This window comes from Bacillus sp. FSL W8-0519, assembly GCF_038005585.1.
Classification (GTDB): domain Bacteria; phylum Bacillota; class Bacilli; order Bacillales; family Bacillaceae_G; genus Bacillus_A; species Bacillus_A paranthracis.
Genome location: NZ_JBBOTL010000003.1, coordinates 38,092 through 54,544 on the forward strand (window position 1 = coordinate 38,092; position 16,453 = coordinate 54,544).

Here is a 16,453-nt window from a genome sequence, read left to right on the forward strand (position 1 = left end):
ATGATGGAAGAAAGCACATTATCACTAGGAATCGTAGCAGCGGCAATATGTGTATTCGTATACCTAGTACACCGAATTGATGTTGTAGCAAAGAGAGCAGGATGGCTTGAAGATGACAAATAAAGAACAGCGTGATGAATACGAACAAAAGAAACTCGCATGGATCATAAAGGATTTAAGAGCTAGAGGGATACATAACAGCGCAGATAAGGTTGAGGAAATGCATAAGGAGTTTATTACCCTAGCTAAATAGGACAAGCGTTGTGCTTGTCATCATGATCAGGAGCGGACACCCTTTCCCCTCCACCTCGTTTCTGGTCATGATGATGCGTACAGCATCAAAACAAAATAAAAACCATTCGACTACGCCTAATCGAATGGTTTGAGAAACAACAGATTATTATGTACCTCTATTATACAACGTTGTTTCTTCCAAGTAAATAAGGAGGAATGTGGAAATGATTGAAAATGGAATATTAATTGGTAATCATCATGACTCATCAGCTATTGATTCTATTGGTAATTGCGAAGGATGCTCTCAAGAGATTTATTTGGGTGAAGAGTACTTGGATTTTGAAGGAGATTACATCCATAACTCAACGGAATGCGTTGAAGAGTATGTAGTTGAGCATTCAATTACGAAAGTAGCGGGTGAATAAGATGAAAGCAAACGTACTTATTACAACTGAAGATATGGCCCATGAACAATGGTTAGAAGCTAGAAAAGCTGGTATTGGCGGTTCTGATGCAGCAGCTATTGCGGGTTTAAATAAATGGAGTTCTCCAATTGGAGTTTACTACGACAAAACAAGTGAAACGGTTAAAGATCAATTACTAAGCGAAGCAGCTTACTTCGGTAATGTGCTAGAGGAAATCGTAGCAGAGGAATTCAGTAAACGTACTAATTTGAAAGTCAGAACATGCAACGCAATCTTACAGCATCCTGAATACCCTTGGATGCTAGCAAATGTGGACAGGCTAGTTGTTGGTGAAAAGGTAGGACTTGAGTGTAAAACGGCTTCTGAATACCTAAAGAAAGAGTGGGAAGGTGAAGAAATTCCAGCTTCTTACCTTCTACAGTGCCAACACTATATGGCTGTAACGGGTTATAAAGCATGGTGGATAGCAGTATTAATCGGTGGCAACAAATTCATCTATAAAAAGATTGAACGTGATGAAGAAATCATTCAGTACCTAATCGATATTGAAAAAGACTTCTGGTTAAACCACGTTGAGAAGGGAATTCCACCAATGTTCGATGGTTCGGAAGCATCATCTACTTTGCTTAAAGAAATGTATCCAGATTCGGTTGAAGATAGCGAAGTCGAGTTAGGAAATGAAGTGGAGTTATTAATAGAAGCTCGTGACCAAGTAGATAAAGAAATTAAAGCACTAGAAGAACAGAAAACAGAGTACGAAAACAAAATTAAAGCAAAGCTTGGATCAAATGAAGTCGGCAAAACGGAGAACTACAAGATTTCTTGGAAAACACAAGTTTCTAATCGGATTGATAGCAAGCGTTTAAAAGAGGAACAACCGGAATTGTACAAACAGTATACAAAAGAATCTAAAAGCAGAAAGTTCACAGTTAAATAGGGAGGAAATGAACAATGGCAAACAATGAATCTATTAAAAATCAGTTAGCAAGCCGTACAGAAAACAAACCAGCGAGTCCTGAGCAAACGGTTGAAGCTTATATGAAAAAAATGGGCCCAAGAATGGCTGAAGTGTTACCAAAGCACATGGATATGGACCGTATGAGCCGCATAGCACTTACTACGATTCGCACTAACCCAATGCTATTAGAATGCACTGTCCCTTCTCTTATGGGGGCTGTGATGCAGGCGGTGCAACTCGGATTAGAACCAGGGTTACTTGGTCATTGCTACTTGCTTCCGTTTAATAAAAATGCAGGTACAAAACAGAATCCTCAGTGGGTTAAAGAAGTTCAATTTATCATCGGATACAAAGGAATGATTGACTTAGCAAGACGTTCTGGTCATATTCAAAGCATTTATGCTCATGCAGTATTTGAACATGATGAATTCGAATACGAGTTAGGATTACATCCTACTTTAAAGCATAAACCCTCATTCGGTGATCGTGGTGCATTTATCGGTGCTTATGCAGTTGCTCACTTTAAAGATGGTGGGTATCAAATGGAATTTATGCCAAAAAGCGAGATTGAAAAACGAAGAAATCGATCTAAGACGAAGAGTTATAGCCCTTGGGATAGTGATTATGAAGAAATGGCAAAGAAAACAGTTGTGAGGGCAATGTTCAAATACTTACCGATTAGTATTGAAGTTCAAACGCAAGCACAGCATGACGAAGTAGTACGAAAAGACATTACAGCGGAGCCAGAGTTTATTGAAGCGGAAGAAACAGAAGAACAAGTTGAAGTGATAGAGCAAACAAACTAAGGAGTGAAAAACCTATGTTAGATAAAAATCAATCAAAAGTCGTCCTTCCGGCGTGGGTGTGGAAGGGCGTACGAAATGAAAAAGAAGCAAAAGCAAAGGCGATTGAGTACATTACTCCCGATCGCTATCCAGGATACAAAATACTAAGTGTTAACGGTGATATTGCGATATGCGAAAGGGAGAATGCGTAATGTTTCAAGTGCCTGTAAGACGTGGATCAATGAAAGAAATGCTAACAGCAGTTCGCGATTTAGAAGCAAGAGGTTATGACTACGTAACGCCAATCAAGAAGGTTTATAGAGCGGAAAAGACATTTTATAACGATGGAAAGTTTAAAGGAAAGGACAAAATTCGATTTACAGGCATGGAAGATCGTGCAAGTTACGAATGTTGGATGAAGAAGGTGAATTAAATGAGTAGTAACATATTTCAACTAGAAACATTTGCAAGAAGCGGATATATGGTGCGACTCGCTTATGTAGATATAACTGGTGATTTAATCGCTGGAATCTTATTAGGGCAAATCGTTTATTGGTATATGCCTAATGAACAAGGAAAGAGCAAATTGCGAGTTAAGAAGAATGGTGAGTTTTGGTTAGCGAAGAGCCGTGAAGATTGGAAAGATGAAATTCGAATTACACCTAAACAATATGATCGAGCTATCAAAATACTCATCGAAAAAGGATTTGTGGAAGTGAAGAAGTTCAAATTTAACGGAGCTCCTACAAATCACATTAAGTTAATCATTTCCGAAGTTACCGAAAGGGTAAAATCCATTTTGACCTTTGGGGAAAATCCAAATCCCCCTTTGGGTGAAATGGAACTTACCGAAAGGGTTAATTCTTTAACAGAGATTACTACAAAGACTACAACAGAGATTACTACAAAGAAAAAACCTTCTCGTCACAAGTTTGAAACTTGCGACACCAACGGGGCTAAATATTTGTTTGAAAAAATTAAGGGTAATAATCCTAAACAAAAAGAGCCTAACTTCGATAATTGGGCAAATGAATTTAGATTAATGCGAGAACGTGATAACAGGGAACCACAAGAGATTAAAGATGTTATCGATTGGTGCCAAGCTGATCCATTCTGGCAAGGTAACATTTTATCTCCTAAAAAGCTACGTGAGAAGTTCGATCAACTTACTATTCAAATGAATTCTAAAAAAGGAGCGAAGAACAATGCAGAGAGCGGCACTAGCAATACCAACCGATATAGCCAAAAAGGTGAATATGACTATGGATTCTGATGTGTGTGATACGCACGGCATGAATAAGATGAAGTTTGGCGGACAAGCTGTTTGCCCTCGATGCTTCCTTGAAAACGAAAGTAAGAAGCTTCAGCAGCAGGAACAAGCAAAATACGATGCAGATAAAGCGAATGAGAAGAAGTTCATGTTCCACCAACAAAGCATGATTGCCGATAGCAACATTAAGAAAGCTAACTTTGATAACTACCAACCTACTAGCGATGAAGGAGCGAAGAACCTTGAACTCGCAAAGGTCATCGCAACAGATTATCTCAACGGAAAGATTTTTAACACAATTATGGCCGGGAATTGCGGGGCAGGGAAAACGCATCTTGCTTACGCTATAGCGGATCAACTTGCAGGAGCAGGGAAGTCAGTTGTCTTCGTTACAGTCGGTGAATTGCTACGGAAAATAAAAAGTACTTTCAGTAAAGAATCTACATTAACTGAAGATGCAATTATAAGAGGATTAGTGAGAGCGGAAGTATTAATAGTTGATGATTTAGGAGCTGAGTTAGGCGCGTTAGATGCAAATACAAAAGCAACAAACTTTATTAATAGGGTGCTATTCGATGTTTTTGATGGCAGGCAAGGTAAATCTACTATCTTCACGACAAACCTCACAGGGAAGCGTTTAGACGAGGCATACGATGAACGGATTGTATCGCGTATTCTCAATAATTTCAGAACGATCACTTTCAAAGAAACAAAGGATTACAGAAGAAAGGCATTACCATTTTAAAAGGGGGAAATTGAAATGTGTGCATGTAACGGAACGGGAGTAATTCAGAACGACATTGGAACGGGTATGTATCAGTTTGAACCATGTATTTGCGAAGCGGGGAATCAAACGCCTGAGGAAGTGGATAGAAAGCGTCATGCCGTTATGGCGGAACTAAGAGAGATTCATCAATTACAACTGGAGGGGAAATGGGATGCCAAGACTTGGAACGGATTTGGAAAAGGAAAATTACACAATGGCGTTGCAGCAGAGAAAGTACATGAAGAAATCGCGTCGTAACCTATATATCGCTTTAGAAGAGTTAGACCTGGTATTTGATGAAAGTGAAGTTATTAGATTGCAGGAAATGTGGAAGAAAGACAAAGGAATCCTTGAAATCGCAAAAGAGCTAGGGAGACATCAGCTAGAAATCGCCGCTTTGATTATGGATCAGGCAGATAAAAATTTGATTAAATCCCGCCCAATGGGGTTAGGAGCATGAAACAACTGACACTGGAGGATGTTGTAGGCAGTTTTGATTACGCAGCAACAAGCACGTCCGAACAATTTTTAGCAAAGACACAGGGAATCCCTACTTATGCCGTGGATTTCTTCGATAAAGATTTAAGACAAAAGATAAGGTGGTTTGAAGCAAAGACAGAGAGCGAAGCCGAGGGAATGGCTAAAAAGAAATACGGAGAGATACAAATTGTTAACACATACATCTCAGATCGGACTCTAAAAGAAATTATGGAGCTAGATTAGGAGGGAGAAAATGCCGAGTTGGATAAGCGAAGAAAATTTACAAAAAGCATTAAACAACGGGATTAGCTACCACACGTTGTACGACAGGATTAGAAGTGGTTGGACGATAAAAGAAGCGATAACAACACCTCCAGTACGAGGGGGGATATTCACAAAAGAAGAGAGAGAAATTTCAGAATCAAATGGAATATCTTACAAAACTGCATACGCAAGAATTGTCGATATGGGGATGAGTGTAGAGGAAGCGATAACGACTCCATTAAAACCGCATAGGGGAAGGATTCGTAAACATGGGAAATGGAAGGAAACTGCATTAGAGAATGGCATTCCGGAACGTACTTTTTATAACAGATTGAGATTAGGTTGGACATATCAAGATGCGGCAACTAAACCAGTGAGACGAAAAGGTGAAATAGAGAAAAAGTGGTTAGATATCGCAAAGAACAACGGCATTGGATATCATACGTTCCTTTCGCGGATCCACACTCAAAAATGGGACATTGAACGAGCGGCGACAACACCAGTAATTAATACAGGAAGACGTTGTTCTGTGAAAGATAAGGAGGGAGTATCGTGAAGCATTACGGACCTGTTATCACTGATGAGGATTACGAGAAGGCAGTAAGTAAAGGGATCACTAAATATCGTGTGTATCAAAGGGTTCATGTTTATGGATGGACAGTTGAACGCGCTATAACAGAGGCGGTTAGAAAAAGGAACGTCAACAGAAGATACGGTCATGGAAAGATGTTAGCGATTGCTCAACACAATGGAATTAGCCCGTCTACTTATTACAGAAGAGTTAAGAACGGTATGGATCCAAAAGAAGCAGCCACAAAACCAAAAGGTCACTCTATACATTTGGAACTTGCTAGAGAAAACGGAATAAACGATATTTGCTTCTATAAAAGAGTTGAAAGAGGCATGCATCCGTATTTAGCAGCAACAAAGCCCAAGGACAAACGCGGAAGCGCGAAAAAGAAACAAATCAGCTAGGAGGCAACATGGACAGGCAAGACGTTTTAATCAACAAATTAATCGATAATCACATTTACAAGCTACCGGATGGGCGCGACTTATTTGAAGGGAGTTGCGAGGAACTGGCGGGGCTGTTGGAAGAAGGAGACGGAGAAAAATGAACTTAGTTAGATGTGTTAAATGTAATACACCAGTGTTATCTACAGATTCTATGCAAGAACGATTGATGGAAGAAAAAAATGAATTAGTGAAGAAAAAAGATAATATACAAGCGAAAATTAACAAATTAAAACAAAGAGGAGCGCATGAATCAACTTATAAAAGAATGAAAATGGATAATCACCTATTAGGCATAAAAATTGGAGAGGTTAATTCATATTTAAAATTGTTAAAACATCAAGAAAGAGAAACAGATGTAAACAAAATAATGATCGACATTCTAATGGATGAACTTAAAAAGCATGGATATAAAAAAGAATTTTTTATTCAAGCGAACAAGACAGCTAATGAAATCAAAAACGAACGACAAAAACAATACAAGAATACCAAAAATGATATTTATAACAAAGTTAAACATAATGATTGGCACAATTCAAAAGGTCAATACGATCCTACTGCTAAAATGGCAATCGATAAAACTATGAAAATATAAAAAAAGGAGAGAATGATATGAAACATACACAACACGGAGCGTTTGAAGTAACTCAATTATTAGCAGAAGCGAAGGAGACTGAAGAGAATGGCAACTAAGATCATTATGTATACAGGTGATAATTGCGGTAAATGCAAGAGAGCAAAAGAAATGTTAGGGAATTGTCCGGTTGAGGTTGAGATGGAAGAGTTAAATGTTGATGAAGTTCCAATGCATAGACAAGTGCTGACTAAAGTTTATGAATCTAACACTTTACCAACTTTCATTATAGGCGGAAATGTATATAGGGGTTTTGATGAGAACATTGGCAAGATCATGGAGCATTTAGGACTGTAGGAGGGATTGCATGAAGAAAGAAACTGCGGTGCAGGTGCAAAGTGAACTCGATGTAGTAGAGGATGAGATTCGTAAAATGGAATATCACTTGGTTGGATTGAATAACGAGAAGCGGAAGACGAAGCTTTCCTTGGAAGTGTTGAAGAAACAGAAAGAGAAATTGAAAAGTTACTTATAAGGAGCGAAATAGGATGAATTTACGAGTGAAAATTAAGAGAGTGAAAGATGTGGAATTGCCTAAATATGCTAGAGAATTTGATGCTGGTTTTGATTTAGTAGCAGCAGAGGATGTAATTATTAATCCGGGTGAAACAAAGGTAATACCTACGGGCCTTGCGTTCGAAATCCCACCAGGATATGAAATGCAGATAAGACCACGTAGTGGCATGTCACGTAAAACAAAAATACGAGTAGTCTTAGGGACTATCGATAGTGGTTATAGGGGAGAAGTTGGAGTGATTGTAGATAATGTATCGCTAATCGAATACGCATCTATGCCAAGGTTCAACGCAGGGATTCTGGCAGGAGATAACGATTTTGCCATTACAAAGCCAGTGAAATATGAAGTGATCAAAATTAGTAAGGGCGACAGAATTGCTCAAGGCGTCATAGCGCCAGTAATAACAGCTCATTTTGATGAAGTGGACGAGTTATCGGATAGTGAGAGAGGAAAAGGCGGGTTCGGATCTACGGGTGTAAAGTAAGACAAAATTTGAATTTTGTACAAAAGTGAGGGATAAGGGATGGAACAATGTGAGTATTGTACTGGAAATTCGTATAAACGAAAGCCACTGATGCAAAACGGTAAAGGCGATTATTACGTCTCTATAAACAGTTGTAATTATTTAGAGGATAGTGAAGTTGGAGATAGAAACGTTAAGTTTTCTTTATTTGGAGAAAGAATAAATTTCTGTCCTATGTGTGGCAGGGAATTAAAAGAAAACTAAACAAAAGCGTTATTTTAATCGAAAAGGGGAATGGATATGATTCTTTCGGAAGCTTTGAAGAAACGTGATGCACTCAAGAAAAAGGCTAATGATATTGAATCTTGGCTCTTACATCAGAAATGGACAGAAAAGGCAGTTCCTTGGTATGAGGTTGAAAAGGCTATCGATAATGTAGTCGGAGATATTTATGAAGAATATAACGAACTAGACGAACGAATCGAAAAAGCGATAAAAGGCATAGAAATTTAAACAAAATAGTTATTCGAATAAGAAAAGAGGAGCGGCGATGAAGAAACAAAGATGGAGAAAAACAAAAGTTAAAACTTGTTACTTATGTGACAAGAAATTAAATATAAACCAGATCCGAGGCATAAATGATTGGAGTTATAAAAACAAAATTTTGTATTGGTGTGAGGATTGCGTAGAGTATTAAAACAAAATTCTTATTTTAAAAATAGAGAGCTCTTGCCAAAGAACTCTCTTACCAAAACTTATATTGAATGAATACACACCATAATGTATGCATGTTGTTTAGGTATGTGTAGTTGTACAATAAAATCTTTATTTGGAAAGAATTCAGCCCCTAACGGTGCGCTGTTAGGGGCTGAATCTCGAGAACTTTTATTAAAATTACATGAGGTTGATCAGTGAATGTAACTATCGATCTCTCGAATTATAGCACTAAGTAAATTAAATTTACAACTTAATATTTACATTTAGTGATAAAAGATATGGAGGGGAATGGAACGGATGAGACATACAAGAAATAGACAAATGACAAAAATAGGTGAAGAAAATTTTATGGGAATGAAGAATATCAAAATTTCAACGATACGAAAGTTTGATGGAGAGTTTAATAATAGATTAGATCCAACTTTCCGGTGGCACAGAGATTATCATGGTATGAATATTGTATCTTTTAACCGTAAGGGTGAAGCATTTAAAACTAATGTGATAAAAGTTAGAAATTAAACAAAATCGTTATTTAAATAAAAGAAACCCCGTTTGTCTGCGGAGTTCCTAAGGGTAATTGTCAAGTAATGACGTACTCGACTAAATAACTATATCATGAATTTTTTGGTAAAAATACTGGTAAATGTGTCCAAATGGATAGGAGTATTATTTTGAACAAAAACGCTATTTTGGAGTGATTAAAGATAGAGACATTAGTGAAACAACTGGAAACTAAAGGAGTATTATCGTTTTCAAAAAAAGAAAGTGAAATATATATGGATTTGATAGTTTATCTAATTGAAAACGATATATCCTTCACTGTTGACTATGATCATAAAAATGGAGTAACAACGGATTATATTTATAGAAATTAGTATAAAAATTTCATTTTGTAGAAAAGGAAGATGTTAAATGTACTTTATTGATAAAGAAGAAGATTTAATCGGAAAAGAAATAGCTTTTACACACATGGCTCAATTTGCTGAAGCTATTACGATTGTCACAAAGGATAAGGGAATCTTTGTAGTTGAGCAATGGCGCGAAGATGATCACAGTGAAATTCATGCTTACAGTAAAGGCAACGCTAGAGCTTATATATTAAAAAAGGATTGGTTAAGAAAAACATTGCATGAAAAAGGAATAATATCTCATGAAGAAATTGAAGAGTATGAGAATCAAAGACGATTAGAACAACAAAAACAACAAGAGGAATATAAAAGAAAACGAGAAGAACAGGAAAAAATAACTTATGAACGATTGAAAGCGAAATTTGAAGTTCCTAAAAATTAAAAGAGCAGCTAGCAAAAGCTAACTGCTCGGTTCTCCAAGGGGGAACAAGGAGAAAGTAACTTAATGGGTTGTTTACAGTATTGACGGAATATTGAGTTTTATTCAGTAAGGATTGTAAATCTGTTCAATAAAATTTGATTGAATCTCATGGAAATATATTCGATTCATTTATAAATGATCATAGCTTTAACAATTTCATAATAGTATTTCTTCCATGTTATTGTTTGATCGTTTTTAGCAGTTAAGGTTAGAAAAAACTTAAGCATTATATTATCACCCTTTCTTAAGTTTAATTTTATAAGGGAACATACAAAATTAACATTTTGTATGTAATGAATATGTATAAGTATTTTGATGTATGAAACTAATAATCCTTATTTTCCTAGCAAATGAAATTATCAGAAAAAGTTTACTGACAAGAAAATATCTTCGGGGTTTTTAACAAAATAATCCTTTGAATAGAAAGTGAAGTGGACATATGTTTTCACCGAAATTAGTGAATACAATTTTAGCGATAATGTGGGCAAGCGCAATATCATCATTAGGAATAAGTGTTTATGACTTAAACACACCTAGGATCGTAGGGAATATAGGGAATTTACTGATAGTAGTAGGAATAACAATTGTACTTCGTAATGGGTACACAAATAAATTAGCGGTAATTGTTTTCACAGTAGGCCCTGTATTTGCAGCGTTAGCAGCTGCAATTTATATGATGCATGCTGAATATTATAAAGTTGGCGCAGAATTGGTTACTTTTGCAATGGCATTTTTCTATATGAAATTATTTTATGTGAAAAACGAAGAATAGAAAGCGAGGTTAAAAGAATGGAAGGTAATATAAAGCTATTAGGTGCAGACGGAATGTGTGGAATGGAGTTTACAGGGGATAAGGTTAATGTTTATAACGATGCGGGATACGTGATGGAGAGTATGACAACAAGGGAGCATGTGCAGGAAGTTATTGATTTCCTTGAAGAGTGCAAGAAAGAAATGGAGGAATAAAAATGGGACAAGGTAACCGTGGAATGGCTTTTGAGAAGCTTATCAATCTATCAAATGAAATGTATCAACGTGAGGGAGTGGCGCTTATAAACAAGCGTCCAACTCCTGTGAAGGTGTTAAAAATGGTATATGGTCGTGTGAAGGATGGTTATTACGAATCTAAAAGTACAGTAGATTATGATGGCGTATATAGAGGAAGAGCTATAGCGTTTGAAGCAAAGTCTACAAATGAGATTAATCGATTTGATTTAAAGAACATCGCGCAGCACCAATTGGATTACCTGGAGAAAGCAGAGAAGATGGGGGCAATTTGTTTCTTCCTTATTGGATTTACCAAGGATCAGTCAACATTCGCAATACCACTGTCAGTCATTCAATCCTATGTAAGAATGTCACAACAACCAAAAGGTAAGAAGTCGATACCAAGAGCAGACTTTGATATTTATGGATACTTAGTAGAACAGACAGAACGAGCACCAATAGATTACTTGCAATACATTGATGAAGCAGTAGCACCAGTTATGTTTGATGGCATGATTCAATTTGATCAGGACCATAAAAAGGTAGCAGATAACATTGAAGCAGCAAAAGAGAAGATGGCTAACAAGAAACGCAAATTATTAAAAGCTTAATGGAGAGAGTGGGATTTAGTGAAACCATACAAATTAAAAGTTAAATTCGTCATTGAGACGATGCCTAGAGGTTATAACTTTCCTACAACACATGTTGCGTTGGTAGTAATTATTTAATGGATAACGGAACCATGCAGAGTGGATGGTGGGGGCTACTTTGAAAAGACCCTACAATTATTTTGTAGAGTCTTGATATTTCTTTAAAAGATCTTCAATAGCTTCATCTAATAACTTGGATTTAGGTATGCGTGTTTCTTGAGCTAGTTTTTCAAAACGTTCATGTAGATCTTTATCAATAGCATTTGAAATTGTTTTGCGATTTTTTAGTCCTCGGTTATTCATAAATTATCACCTCATAATAAATTATACATAAAACAAAACTACTTGCAACTACATGTAGTTAAATGTATAATTGAATTATGGAGGTGAGTAACAAATGATTCTTTCAAAAAAAGTACGTTTAAAACCAACAGAGGAGCAGGAAAAACAACTTTGGAAATCCTCTGGTGTTGCAAGATGGGCATATAATTGGGCGCTAGAAAAGCAAGAAGAATCATATAAAGATGGAGGTAAATTCATTTCTCATGGTGTGCTTCGTAAAGAACTAACAACAATGAAGAAAACGAATGAATACAGTTGGTTGTATGATGTGTCGAACAATATTACTAAACAAGCCATAAAGGATTTATGTGAAGCTTACAAAAGATTTTTCACAGGCAAATCAAATAAGCCGAAATTTAAGAGCCGTAAACATTCTAAACCTACATTTTATAACGATAATGAACGATTAAAAGTAAAAGAAAACAGTGTCATTATTGAAAAAGTCGGTTGGGTTAAAACTGTTGAAAAAATACCAAACTCAGATAAGTATACAAATCCTCGTATTAGTTTTGATGGGAAGTATTGGTTCATTTCAGTAGGAATCGAAACAAAGACAGAAAAACAACAATTAACAAATGAAAGTATAGGCATTGATATAGGTATTAAAGAATTAGCAACATGCTCGGACGGGCAAATATTTAAAAATATCAATAAGACATCTATTGTTAAGAAAATCGAAAAGAGACTTCGCATGTTACAACGGAAAGTTTCTCGGAAATACGAAATGAATAAGATTGGAACAAAGTTTGTCAAAACCAACAATATTATAAAAATCGAAAAGAAAATAAAGTTGTTATACAGGAAATTAACGAATATACGTGATAATCACATTCACCAAACAACAAATGCAATTGCGATAACCAAGCCTTGCAGGATTGTTATGGAAAAGTTGAATGTGAAAGGCATGATGAAGAATAGACACCTTTCGAAGTCTATAGCAAAACAGAGATTCCATGATTTTAAAGAAAAAATGAAGTATAAATGCGAAAAATATGGGATTGAATTTGTAGAAGCTGATATGTGGTATCCTTCATCAAAAATATGTTCATGTTGCGGAAATATCAAAAAGGATTTAAAACTATCTGATCGAGTCTACAAATGTGATTGTGGAAACGTAATTGATAGGGACTTAAATGCCGCAATAAACTTATCACGATATAAATTAGCAGAATAACACTATGAAAGTTACTGTTAATATGTAGGATTCGTTGTATCCGAATTTACGCCTGTGGAGTGTTATATCAAACGAAAGTAGCTTCGGCAAAATCGGACACGTAGAAGCAGGAAGCAAACAAACTTTATAGATTTTTATAGGGTTTTGGCAACGAGCTACTTTACTAAGCATCGTTGTTTAAATGTATAAAAGTTTATAGATTTTGGCAACGGGCTGTATTGTAGTCATCAATGCCTAAATATATAAAATTTATAATGCTGGCAACGAGCTACTCGCTATGCATGTTCCCTTATTCAACAAAGAGATGGAGCGTGGGATAAATGATTGAACAATTGCAAAGTACAATTAATGCTGTAAATGAATTAAAAAGCAAAGATAGATTATATATGAATCAAAAGACATTCGATAAAGTGAGCGGATCAATAGAAGGAGTAAACGAATTGAAATCTCTAGGGTTAATTATCATTACAAATTACATCCCTGATAATCAAGTTGTTAATTTCCACGACAAACAATTAAAAGTAAAGTAGTAAAATTTCACGTACCTGATGTGAATGTAAAAAGACAAATTCAGAAATAGGGGGATTCCTTCATGGAGAGACAATTAACATTATTACCGGCTATCGATGATAAGAAAGTACAAAAGGAAGTAGTAAGTATTTTAAAAGAATATAGAGCGCTTAAGATGCGGTTTAGTAATGAAGTGGAGCAAGAAGGAATCAGTTTATTCCCTGAATTACGTGATTCAAGGGTAACGAGTAGGATGAAGGTACAACAAATTGAAAAAGCGTTGAATAACATTCTGGATGAAGACGAAAGAAACATTATTACTATGAAGTTCTTAGATAATAAGCCAGTTAAAGATTCATTCGTACAAAACGAATTGATGATGAAAAACTCATATTTTTACGAGAAGAAGAAAAGTGCAATTAAACTGATCGCTACTACATTAGGAATAATTTGAAAATGGCAGAGAAAACGCAGAGAAATAGCATATTTTTTGGGGAGTTTTTGCAAATGGGAAAAACGATAAATTATATGTACAAGCTCTTTGACAACCGCATATCGAAGAGGATTAGTACACCTATCAGTGAAACGTTCTTATGCGAGAATGTCACGGTAACGTATACCGCATAGTAGGGCGGGCAAGGCGGTAAGAACCCGCGTTAAGACGAAAAGACCAATGAATAATTATAATGACATATTCCAGTGTGGCGGGTGTGAGATAACTCGCATTCGTCATGCTGTTTTTATTATATTTACCATTCAGCCCAGAATGCGTCCTCTGGGTTGATAGTGAATATAAGTCTATTACTCTCTGTTATTTGTTTCTGGAAATGGAATGGGGTGGTTGTTCATGATTGAATGAACATCGCGTTTATGGAAAGAAAACAAATATTAAAATAGGCTTCTTCATCAATTTGAACGAAATGATTTACACTTTCAACGAATTACTCACATCTTTCGTTGTGCAGAGAGCTTCCGCTCTTTGTTTGAGCTAATACAACTGAACTTCCCCCTTAGTTCTATGTGTTGGTTCAAACAGGGGGACGGAATAAACATATTCCCTCTGGATATAATCACGTTATCAAGCGAAATTGGCCAGCAAGGGTGAAAATGACATTAAGTAGCTGAAGCATTGAGCCGACTCTATGGAGTATAAACGAGAAGATTCTTAGTCTTCTCCAAGCCACCGAACACAGGGCGTGTAGCCATACTAGTTGATGCGGTGGCTTGGAGAAGGTTGAGAGTAATCAGCCTTGATCTAAGAGAAACTTTTGCCATTTGTTTTCTCTCTTTTCCTCCCATCCCCTTGAAAGCTGTCACTTCGGTGATGGCTTTTTGTTTGTTATATAGAAATTACACATTAAACAATTATGCGGTGGCGGAATAGGTAGACGCTATAAGGTTATCGGTGTGTAGGGTGAAACCTAACTGAAATTCCTGCAACTTACCGAATCATGACGGTAAAATCGACCAGTAAAGTAGTTGCATTGCGAGGTGCAAATCCTTGTCCGCATATTAGAACGAATAGGAATACCTAATAAGAGGTGAAATCGTGAAACTTTTTATGTGTTACGCTAACGCGATTGATTATGATCCTACAGGATTGGTTGTTGCAGAAAGTGAAGAAAAAGCAGTAGAGAAATATGAACAACTATTAGATGATGAGGGCGTTTGGGTAGCGTCAGTGCATGCCGTAGAAATTACTGAAGTGGATGGATATAAGATTGAATTGGATAAAATGGACATTTAAATAGGAGGATAATAATGAGTGAACATAAATTAACAGTAGAAAAGAAAGATAAAGAAAGTATTCATTTTAGACCAACATTCCCCCATAAGATTGACGGAAATAAAATTAAAACATTGGATGATGTAATTAAAATCTTGAGCCTAATGGAGATTCGTTTAGATGATAAGGCGGTAAAGGGGCTAGAGCATCTAATTGCGGATGACAATGATTAAATCAATAGCAATTATCGTAGGCGCTGCCGTGATCTGGTGGGCGTCTTGTTTGTTGTTAAGGAAAGATAAGGGGTAATAAGAACATGACTAGAGAAGAAATAATTCAATTCGTCATTGATGGTGGAAAAGAGTTTGGAGAAGATTACACTCTTAAAGGATTAGAGAATATGCCTGATGAGGAATTGAAGAAACAAGTTGAATGGGTGGACTATCTGTTGGGTAAGTGATCCTAACAAAACAAACGAACACAACGAACGAAAATAGAGGAGGAAGATGAATGAGAAATACAGTAACGAAAGAACAAATTGATGATGTATTAAAAGAAGCGCAGTTCCATATACAACATGCTGTGTTTGGTAAGTGCTGTATAGTAACGGCTCAACTACCTAATGGGTTTACTGTAGTGGGTACTTCTGCCTGCGTTGATCCAGATAACTACGATTCTCAAGTTGGATATGAAATTGCTAAAAAGAAAATAGAAGATAAGTTATGGGAACTAGAAGGATATCGATTACAGTGTGAATTGTACGAACTTAAACAGAAAGGAAGCGGTTATTAATGAATTTCGGACAAGCTTTTGAGGAAGTGAAAAAGGGCAAAGGGATGCGATTACCACAATGGAGTGATGATGTTGTAATTCGTGCGCAATTCCCCGATGAGCATAGCAAAATGACTGCACCTTACTTATATGTAGAAAGTCGTTTTGGAAGAGTACCATGGAAAGAAACAATGATTGAATTATTTGCTGAGAATTGGGAAGTTGTTGAATAAAAATAGAGATAGTTAACAAAGTGAAGTTTATGCAGGAAATAACGGAAAATGAGTGGTAGAAATGCTGTTAAATCAACAATGTATAAAAAATGAATATTCGATAAAAATCGGAAGTTAGTAAACGTAGTCATATCAACGATTTCCCGAAATAACTACTGCAAATAATTATAATTATGTAAACTAAAACTGCTAGGTCTATACATT

General features: G+C 36.2%; 34 protein-coding genes. 33 read left to right on the forward strand and 1 reads right to left on the reverse strand.

Annotated features, from left to right (window positions below; genetic code table 11):
• The 25 genes from NST14_RS30095 (at position 1) to recU (ending at position 11,454) form a co-directional block, all read left to right on the forward strand.
• Positions 1-123: a hypothetical protein gene (locus NST14_RS30095; RefSeq protein ID WP_001992058.1), complete on the forward strand. Its 123-nt coding sequence runs from the start codon at positions 1-3 to the stop codon at positions 121-123.
• Entirely contained in the window at positions 113-253 is a 141-nt protein-coding gene (locus NST14_RS30100; RefSeq protein WP_001992059.1) for a hypothetical protein, read from the forward strand. The genes NST14_RS30095 and NST14_RS30100 overlap by 11 nt, the downstream gene beginning before the upstream one ends.
• A gap of 205 nt (positions 254-458) precedes the next feature.
• Positions 459-659 (forward strand): hypothetical protein, encoded by a 201-nt coding sequence (locus NST14_RS30105; RefSeq protein ID WP_341119564.1) that lies wholly within the window; start codon positions 459-461, stop codon positions 657-659.
• 1 nt (position 660) lies between these two features.
• A complete protein-coding gene (locus tag NST14_RS30110) occupies positions 661-1,596 on the forward strand; it encodes a YqaJ viral recombinase family nuclease (RefSeq protein ID WP_341119566.1) in 936 nt (311 codons plus the stop codon).
• A 14-nt stretch (positions 1,597-1,610) separates the two neighbouring features.
• A complete protein-coding gene (gene recT, locus NST14_RS30115) occupies positions 1,611-2,423 on the forward strand; it encodes a recombination protein RecT (protein ID WP_341119567.1) in 813 nt (270 codons plus the stop codon).
• Positions 2,424-2,437: 14 nt separating this feature from the next.
• On the forward strand, positions 2,438-2,614 hold the full coding sequence (locus NST14_RS30120; RefSeq protein ID WP_276105320.1) for a hypothetical protein: 177 nt from the start codon (positions 2,438-2,440) through the stop codon (positions 2,612-2,614).
• On the forward strand, positions 2,614-2,835 hold the full coding sequence (locus NST14_RS30125) for a hypothetical protein (RefSeq protein ID WP_098255101.1): 222 nt from the start codon (positions 2,614-2,616) through the stop codon (positions 2,833-2,835). Before NST14_RS30120 ends, NST14_RS30125 begins: the two co-directional genes overlap by 1 nt.
• A complete protein-coding gene (locus NST14_RS30130) occupies positions 2,836-3,675 on the forward strand; it encodes a replication protein (protein ID WP_341119570.1) in 840 nt (279 codons plus the stop codon).
• Positions 3,659-4,417, forward strand: a complete 759-nt coding sequence (locus tag NST14_RS30135) for an ATP-binding protein (RefSeq protein ID WP_227572148.1) — start codon at positions 3,659-3,661, stop codon at positions 4,415-4,417. The genes NST14_RS30130 and NST14_RS30135 overlap by 17 nt, the downstream gene beginning before the upstream one ends.
• 15 nt (positions 4,418-4,432) lie before the next feature.
• Positions 4,433-4,696: a hypothetical protein gene (locus tag NST14_RS30140; RefSeq protein WP_109631666.1), complete on the forward strand. Its 264-nt coding sequence runs from the start codon at positions 4,433-4,435 to the stop codon at positions 4,694-4,696.
• The gene (locus NST14_RS30145; protein ID WP_141543462.1) at positions 4,653-4,898 is read left to right on the forward strand and encodes a helix-turn-helix domain containing protein; all 246 of its coding nucleotides are present in this window, start codon (positions 4,653-4,655) and stop codon (positions 4,896-4,898) included. The genes NST14_RS30140 and NST14_RS30145 overlap by 44 nt, the downstream gene beginning before the upstream one ends.
• Positions 4,895-5,161, forward strand: coding sequence for a hypothetical protein (locus NST14_RS30150; protein ID WP_341119572.1), 267 nt, complete (start codon positions 4,895-4,897; stop codon positions 5,159-5,161). The genes NST14_RS30145 and NST14_RS30150 overlap by 4 nt, the downstream gene beginning before the upstream one ends.
• A gap of 10 nt (positions 5,162-5,171) precedes the next feature.
• Positions 5,172-5,738 (forward strand): nucleoside permease, encoded by a 567-nt coding sequence (locus NST14_RS30155; RefSeq protein WP_341119573.1) that lies wholly within the window; start codon positions 5,172-5,174, stop codon positions 5,736-5,738.
• Entirely contained in the window at positions 5,735-6,157 is a 423-nt protein-coding gene (locus NST14_RS30160) for a hypothetical protein (protein ID WP_284992855.1), read from the forward strand. Before NST14_RS30155 ends, NST14_RS30160 begins: the two co-directional genes overlap by 4 nt.
• 8 nt (positions 6,158-6,165) lie before the next feature.
• On the forward strand, positions 6,166-6,300 hold the full coding sequence (locus NST14_RS30165) for a Fur-regulated basic protein FbpA (protein WP_200730688.1): 135 nt from the start codon (positions 6,166-6,168) through the stop codon (positions 6,298-6,300).
• Positions 6,297-6,791, forward strand: coding sequence for a hypothetical protein (locus NST14_RS30170; RefSeq protein WP_284992854.1), 495 nt, complete (start codon positions 6,297-6,299; stop codon positions 6,789-6,791). Before NST14_RS30165 ends, NST14_RS30170 begins: the two co-directional genes overlap by 4 nt.
• A gap of 87 nt (positions 6,792-6,878) precedes the next feature.
• Positions 6,879-7,127 (forward strand): glutaredoxin family protein, encoded by a 249-nt coding sequence (locus tag NST14_RS30175; RefSeq protein ID WP_341119575.1) that lies wholly within the window; start codon positions 6,879-6,881, stop codon positions 7,125-7,127.
• Between the two features lie 10 nt (positions 7,128-7,137).
• Positions 7,138-7,305, forward strand: coding sequence for a hypothetical protein (locus NST14_RS30180; RefSeq protein WP_163258469.1), 168 nt, complete (start codon positions 7,138-7,140; stop codon positions 7,303-7,305).
• A 13-nt stretch (positions 7,306-7,318) separates the two neighbouring features.
• Entirely contained in the window at positions 7,319-7,831 is a 513-nt protein-coding gene (locus tag NST14_RS30185) for a dUTP diphosphatase (RefSeq protein ID WP_100635075.1), read from the forward strand.
• A 279-nt stretch (positions 7,832-8,110) separates the two neighbouring features.
• Complete coding sequence (locus NST14_RS30190; RefSeq protein WP_046952021.1) at positions 8,111-8,323, forward strand: hypothetical protein; 213 nt, start codon at positions 8,111-8,113, stop codon at positions 8,321-8,323.
• A gap of 501 nt (positions 8,324-8,824) precedes the next feature.
• A complete protein-coding gene (locus tag NST14_RS30195; protein WP_001216585.1) occupies positions 8,825-9,046 on the forward strand; it encodes a hypothetical protein in 222 nt (73 codons plus the stop codon).
• Positions 9,047-9,439: 393 nt separating this feature from the next.
• Positions 9,440-9,817 (forward strand): hypothetical protein, encoded by a 378-nt coding sequence (locus tag NST14_RS30200; RefSeq protein WP_000273554.1) that lies wholly within the window; start codon positions 9,440-9,442, stop codon positions 9,815-9,817.
• Between the two features lie 478 nt (positions 9,818-10,295).
• Positions 10,296-10,628: a hypothetical protein gene (locus NST14_RS30205; RefSeq protein WP_098672027.1), complete on the forward strand. Its 333-nt coding sequence runs from the start codon at positions 10,296-10,298 to the stop codon at positions 10,626-10,628.
• A gap of 17 nt (positions 10,629-10,645) precedes the next feature.
• Positions 10,646-10,822 (forward strand): hypothetical protein, encoded by a 177-nt coding sequence (locus NST14_RS30210; RefSeq protein WP_341119578.1) that lies wholly within the window; start codon positions 10,646-10,648, stop codon positions 10,820-10,822.
• Between the two features lie 2 nt (positions 10,823-10,824).
• A complete protein-coding gene (recU, locus tag NST14_RS30215; RefSeq protein WP_270704679.1) occupies positions 10,825-11,454 on the forward strand; it encodes a Holliday junction resolvase RecU in 630 nt (209 codons plus the stop codon).
• 174 nt (positions 11,455-11,628) lie between these two features.
• Here the strand turns inward: recU and NST14_RS30220 are convergent, their stop codons facing one another.
• Entirely contained in the window at positions 11,629-11,796 is a 168-nt protein-coding gene (locus tag NST14_RS30220) for a ribbon-helix-helix domain-containing protein (RefSeq protein WP_073340224.1), read from the reverse strand.
• Positions 11,797-11,890: 94 nt separating this feature from the next.
• On the opposite strand from NST14_RS30220, the gene NST14_RS30225 reads away from it, so the two are divergent.
• The 8 genes from NST14_RS30225 to NST14_RS30260 all read left to right on the forward strand — a co-directional run bounded on the left by NST14_RS30225 (position 11,891) and on the right by NST14_RS30260 (position 16,249).
• On the forward strand, positions 11,891-13,009 hold the full coding sequence (locus NST14_RS30225; protein ID WP_061685242.1) for an RNA-guided endonuclease InsQ/TnpB family protein: 1,119 nt from the start codon (positions 11,891-11,893) through the stop codon (positions 13,007-13,009).
• A 320-nt stretch (positions 13,010-13,329) separates the two neighbouring features.
• A complete protein-coding gene (locus NST14_RS30230) occupies positions 13,330-13,539 on the forward strand; it encodes a hypothetical protein (protein WP_073340231.1) in 210 nt (69 codons plus the stop codon).
• Positions 13,540-13,601: 62 nt separating this feature from the next.
• Entirely contained in the window at positions 13,602-13,973 is a 372-nt protein-coding gene (locus tag NST14_RS30235; protein WP_000441077.1) for an ArpU family phage packaging/lysis transcriptional regulator, read from the forward strand.
• Positions 13,974-15,068: 1,095 nt separating this feature from the next.
• Positions 15,069-15,266, forward strand: a complete 198-nt coding sequence (locus tag NST14_RS30240; RefSeq protein ID WP_100635116.1) for a hypothetical protein — start codon at positions 15,069-15,071, stop codon at positions 15,264-15,266.
• A gap of 14 nt (positions 15,267-15,280) precedes the next feature.
• Positions 15,281-15,478 (forward strand): hypothetical protein, encoded by a 198-nt coding sequence (locus tag NST14_RS30245; protein WP_100635115.1) that lies wholly within the window; start codon positions 15,281-15,283, stop codon positions 15,476-15,478.
• 83 nt (positions 15,479-15,561) lie between these two features.
• Entirely contained in the window at positions 15,562-15,705 is a 144-nt protein-coding gene (locus NST14_RS30250; RefSeq protein ID WP_341119580.1) for a hypothetical protein, read from the forward strand.
• Positions 15,706-15,755: 50 nt separating this feature from the next.
• Positions 15,756-16,037 carry a Gp49 family protein gene (locus NST14_RS30255; protein WP_229143683.1) on the forward strand — a complete coding sequence of 94 codons (282 nt, stop codon included), beginning with the start codon at positions 15,756-15,758 and terminating at the stop codon, positions 16,035-16,037.
• Positions 16,037-16,249 (forward strand): Thoeris anti-defense Tad2 family protein, encoded by a 213-nt coding sequence (locus tag NST14_RS30260; protein WP_061184910.1) that lies wholly within the window; start codon positions 16,037-16,039, stop codon positions 16,247-16,249. Before NST14_RS30255 ends, NST14_RS30260 begins: the two co-directional genes overlap by 1 nt.
• The last annotated feature ends 204 nt before the right edge of the window (positions 16,250-16,453 follow it).

What these genes read in the sequence shown, in the direction of transcription:
- NST14_RS30095 (WP_001992058.1), top strand. Translation starts at nt 1, where the DNA reads ATGATGGAAGAAAGCACATTATCACTAGGAATCGTAGCAGCGGCAATA.
- NST14_RS30100 (WP_001992059.1), top strand. Translation starts at nt 113, where the DNA reads ATGACAAATAAAGAACAGCGTGATGAATACGAACAAAAGAAACTCGCA.
- NST14_RS30105 (WP_341119564.1), top strand. Translation starts at nt 459, where the DNA reads ATGATTGAAAATGGAATATTAATTGGTAATCATCATGACTCATCAGCT.
- NST14_RS30110 (WP_341119566.1), top strand. Translation starts at nt 661, where the DNA reads ATGAAAGCAAACGTACTTATTACAACTGAAGATATGGCCCATGAACAA.
- recT (WP_341119567.1), top strand. Translation starts at nt 1,611, where the DNA reads ATGGCAAACAATGAATCTATTAAAAATCAGTTAGCAAGCCGTACAGAA.
- NST14_RS30120 (WP_276105320.1), top strand. Translation starts at nt 2,438, where the DNA reads ATGTTAGATAAAAATCAATCAAAAGTCGTCCTTCCGGCGTGGGTGTGG.
- NST14_RS30125 (WP_098255101.1), top strand. Translation starts at nt 2,614, where the DNA reads ATGTTTCAAGTGCCTGTAAGACGTGGATCAATGAAAGAAATGCTAACA.
- NST14_RS30130 (WP_341119570.1), top strand. Translation starts at nt 2,836, where the DNA reads ATGAGTAGTAACATATTTCAACTAGAAACATTTGCAAGAAGCGGATAT.
- NST14_RS30135 (WP_227572148.1), top strand. Translation starts at nt 3,659, where the DNA reads ATGACTATGGATTCTGATGTGTGTGATACGCACGGCATGAATAAGATG.
- NST14_RS30140 (WP_109631666.1), top strand. Translation starts at nt 4,433, where the DNA reads ATGTGTGCATGTAACGGAACGGGAGTAATTCAGAACGACATTGGAACG.
- NST14_RS30145 (WP_141543462.1), top strand. Translation starts at nt 4,653, where the DNA reads ATGGCGTTGCAGCAGAGAAAGTACATGAAGAAATCGCGTCGTAACCTA.
- NST14_RS30150 (WP_341119572.1), top strand. Translation starts at nt 4,895, where the DNA reads ATGAAACAACTGACACTGGAGGATGTTGTAGGCAGTTTTGATTACGCA.
- NST14_RS30155 (WP_341119573.1), top strand. Translation starts at nt 5,172, where the DNA reads ATGCCGAGTTGGATAAGCGAAGAAAATTTACAAAAAGCATTAAACAAC.
- NST14_RS30165 (WP_200730688.1), top strand. Translation starts at nt 6,166, where the DNA reads ATGGACAGGCAAGACGTTTTAATCAACAAATTAATCGATAATCACATT.
- NST14_RS30170 (WP_284992854.1), top strand. Translation starts at nt 6,297, where the DNA reads ATGAACTTAGTTAGATGTGTTAAATGTAATACACCAGTGTTATCTACA.
- NST14_RS30175 (WP_341119575.1), top strand. Translation starts at nt 6,879, where the DNA reads ATGGCAACTAAGATCATTATGTATACAGGTGATAATTGCGGTAAATGC.
- NST14_RS30180 (WP_163258469.1), top strand. Translation starts at nt 7,138, where the DNA reads ATGAAGAAAGAAACTGCGGTGCAGGTGCAAAGTGAACTCGATGTAGTA.
- NST14_RS30185 (WP_100635075.1), top strand. Translation starts at nt 7,319, where the DNA reads ATGAATTTACGAGTGAAAATTAAGAGAGTGAAAGATGTGGAATTGCCT.
- NST14_RS30190 (WP_046952021.1), top strand. Translation starts at nt 8,111, where the DNA reads ATGATTCTTTCGGAAGCTTTGAAGAAACGTGATGCACTCAAGAAAAAG.
- NST14_RS30195 (WP_001216585.1), top strand. Translation starts at nt 8,825, where the DNA reads ATGAGACATACAAGAAATAGACAAATGACAAAAATAGGTGAAGAAAAT.
- NST14_RS30200 (WP_000273554.1), top strand. Translation starts at nt 9,440, where the DNA reads ATGTACTTTATTGATAAAGAAGAAGATTTAATCGGAAAAGAAATAGCT.
- NST14_RS30205 (WP_098672027.1), top strand. Translation starts at nt 10,296, where the DNA reads ATGTTTTCACCGAAATTAGTGAATACAATTTTAGCGATAATGTGGGCA.
- NST14_RS30210 (WP_341119578.1), top strand. Translation starts at nt 10,646, where the DNA reads ATGGAAGGTAATATAAAGCTATTAGGTGCAGACGGAATGTGTGGAATG.
- recU (WP_270704679.1), top strand. Translation starts at nt 10,825, where the DNA reads ATGGGACAAGGTAACCGTGGAATGGCTTTTGAGAAGCTTATCAATCTA.
- NST14_RS30220 (WP_073340224.1), bottom strand. Translation starts at nt 11,796, where the DNA reads ATGAATAACCGAGGACTAAAAAATCGCAAAACAATTTCAAATGCTATT.
- NST14_RS30225 (WP_061685242.1), top strand. Translation starts at nt 11,891, where the DNA reads ATGATTCTTTCAAAAAAAGTACGTTTAAAACCAACAGAGGAGCAGGAA.
- NST14_RS30230 (WP_073340231.1), top strand. Translation starts at nt 13,330, where the DNA reads ATGATTGAACAATTGCAAAGTACAATTAATGCTGTAAATGAATTAAAA.
- NST14_RS30235 (WP_000441077.1), top strand. Translation starts at nt 13,602, where the DNA reads ATGGAGAGACAATTAACATTATTACCGGCTATCGATGATAAGAAAGTA.
- NST14_RS30245 (WP_100635115.1), top strand. Translation starts at nt 15,281, where the DNA reads ATGAGTGAACATAAATTAACAGTAGAAAAGAAAGATAAAGAAAGTATT.
- NST14_RS30250 (WP_341119580.1), top strand. Translation starts at nt 15,562, where the DNA reads ATGACTAGAGAAGAAATAATTCAATTCGTCATTGATGGTGGAAAAGAG.
- NST14_RS30255 (WP_229143683.1), top strand. Translation starts at nt 15,756, where the DNA reads ATGAGAAATACAGTAACGAAAGAACAAATTGATGATGTATTAAAAGAA.
- NST14_RS30260 (WP_061184910.1), top strand. Translation starts at nt 16,037, where the DNA reads ATGAATTTCGGACAAGCTTTTGAGGAAGTGAAAAAGGGCAAAGGGATG.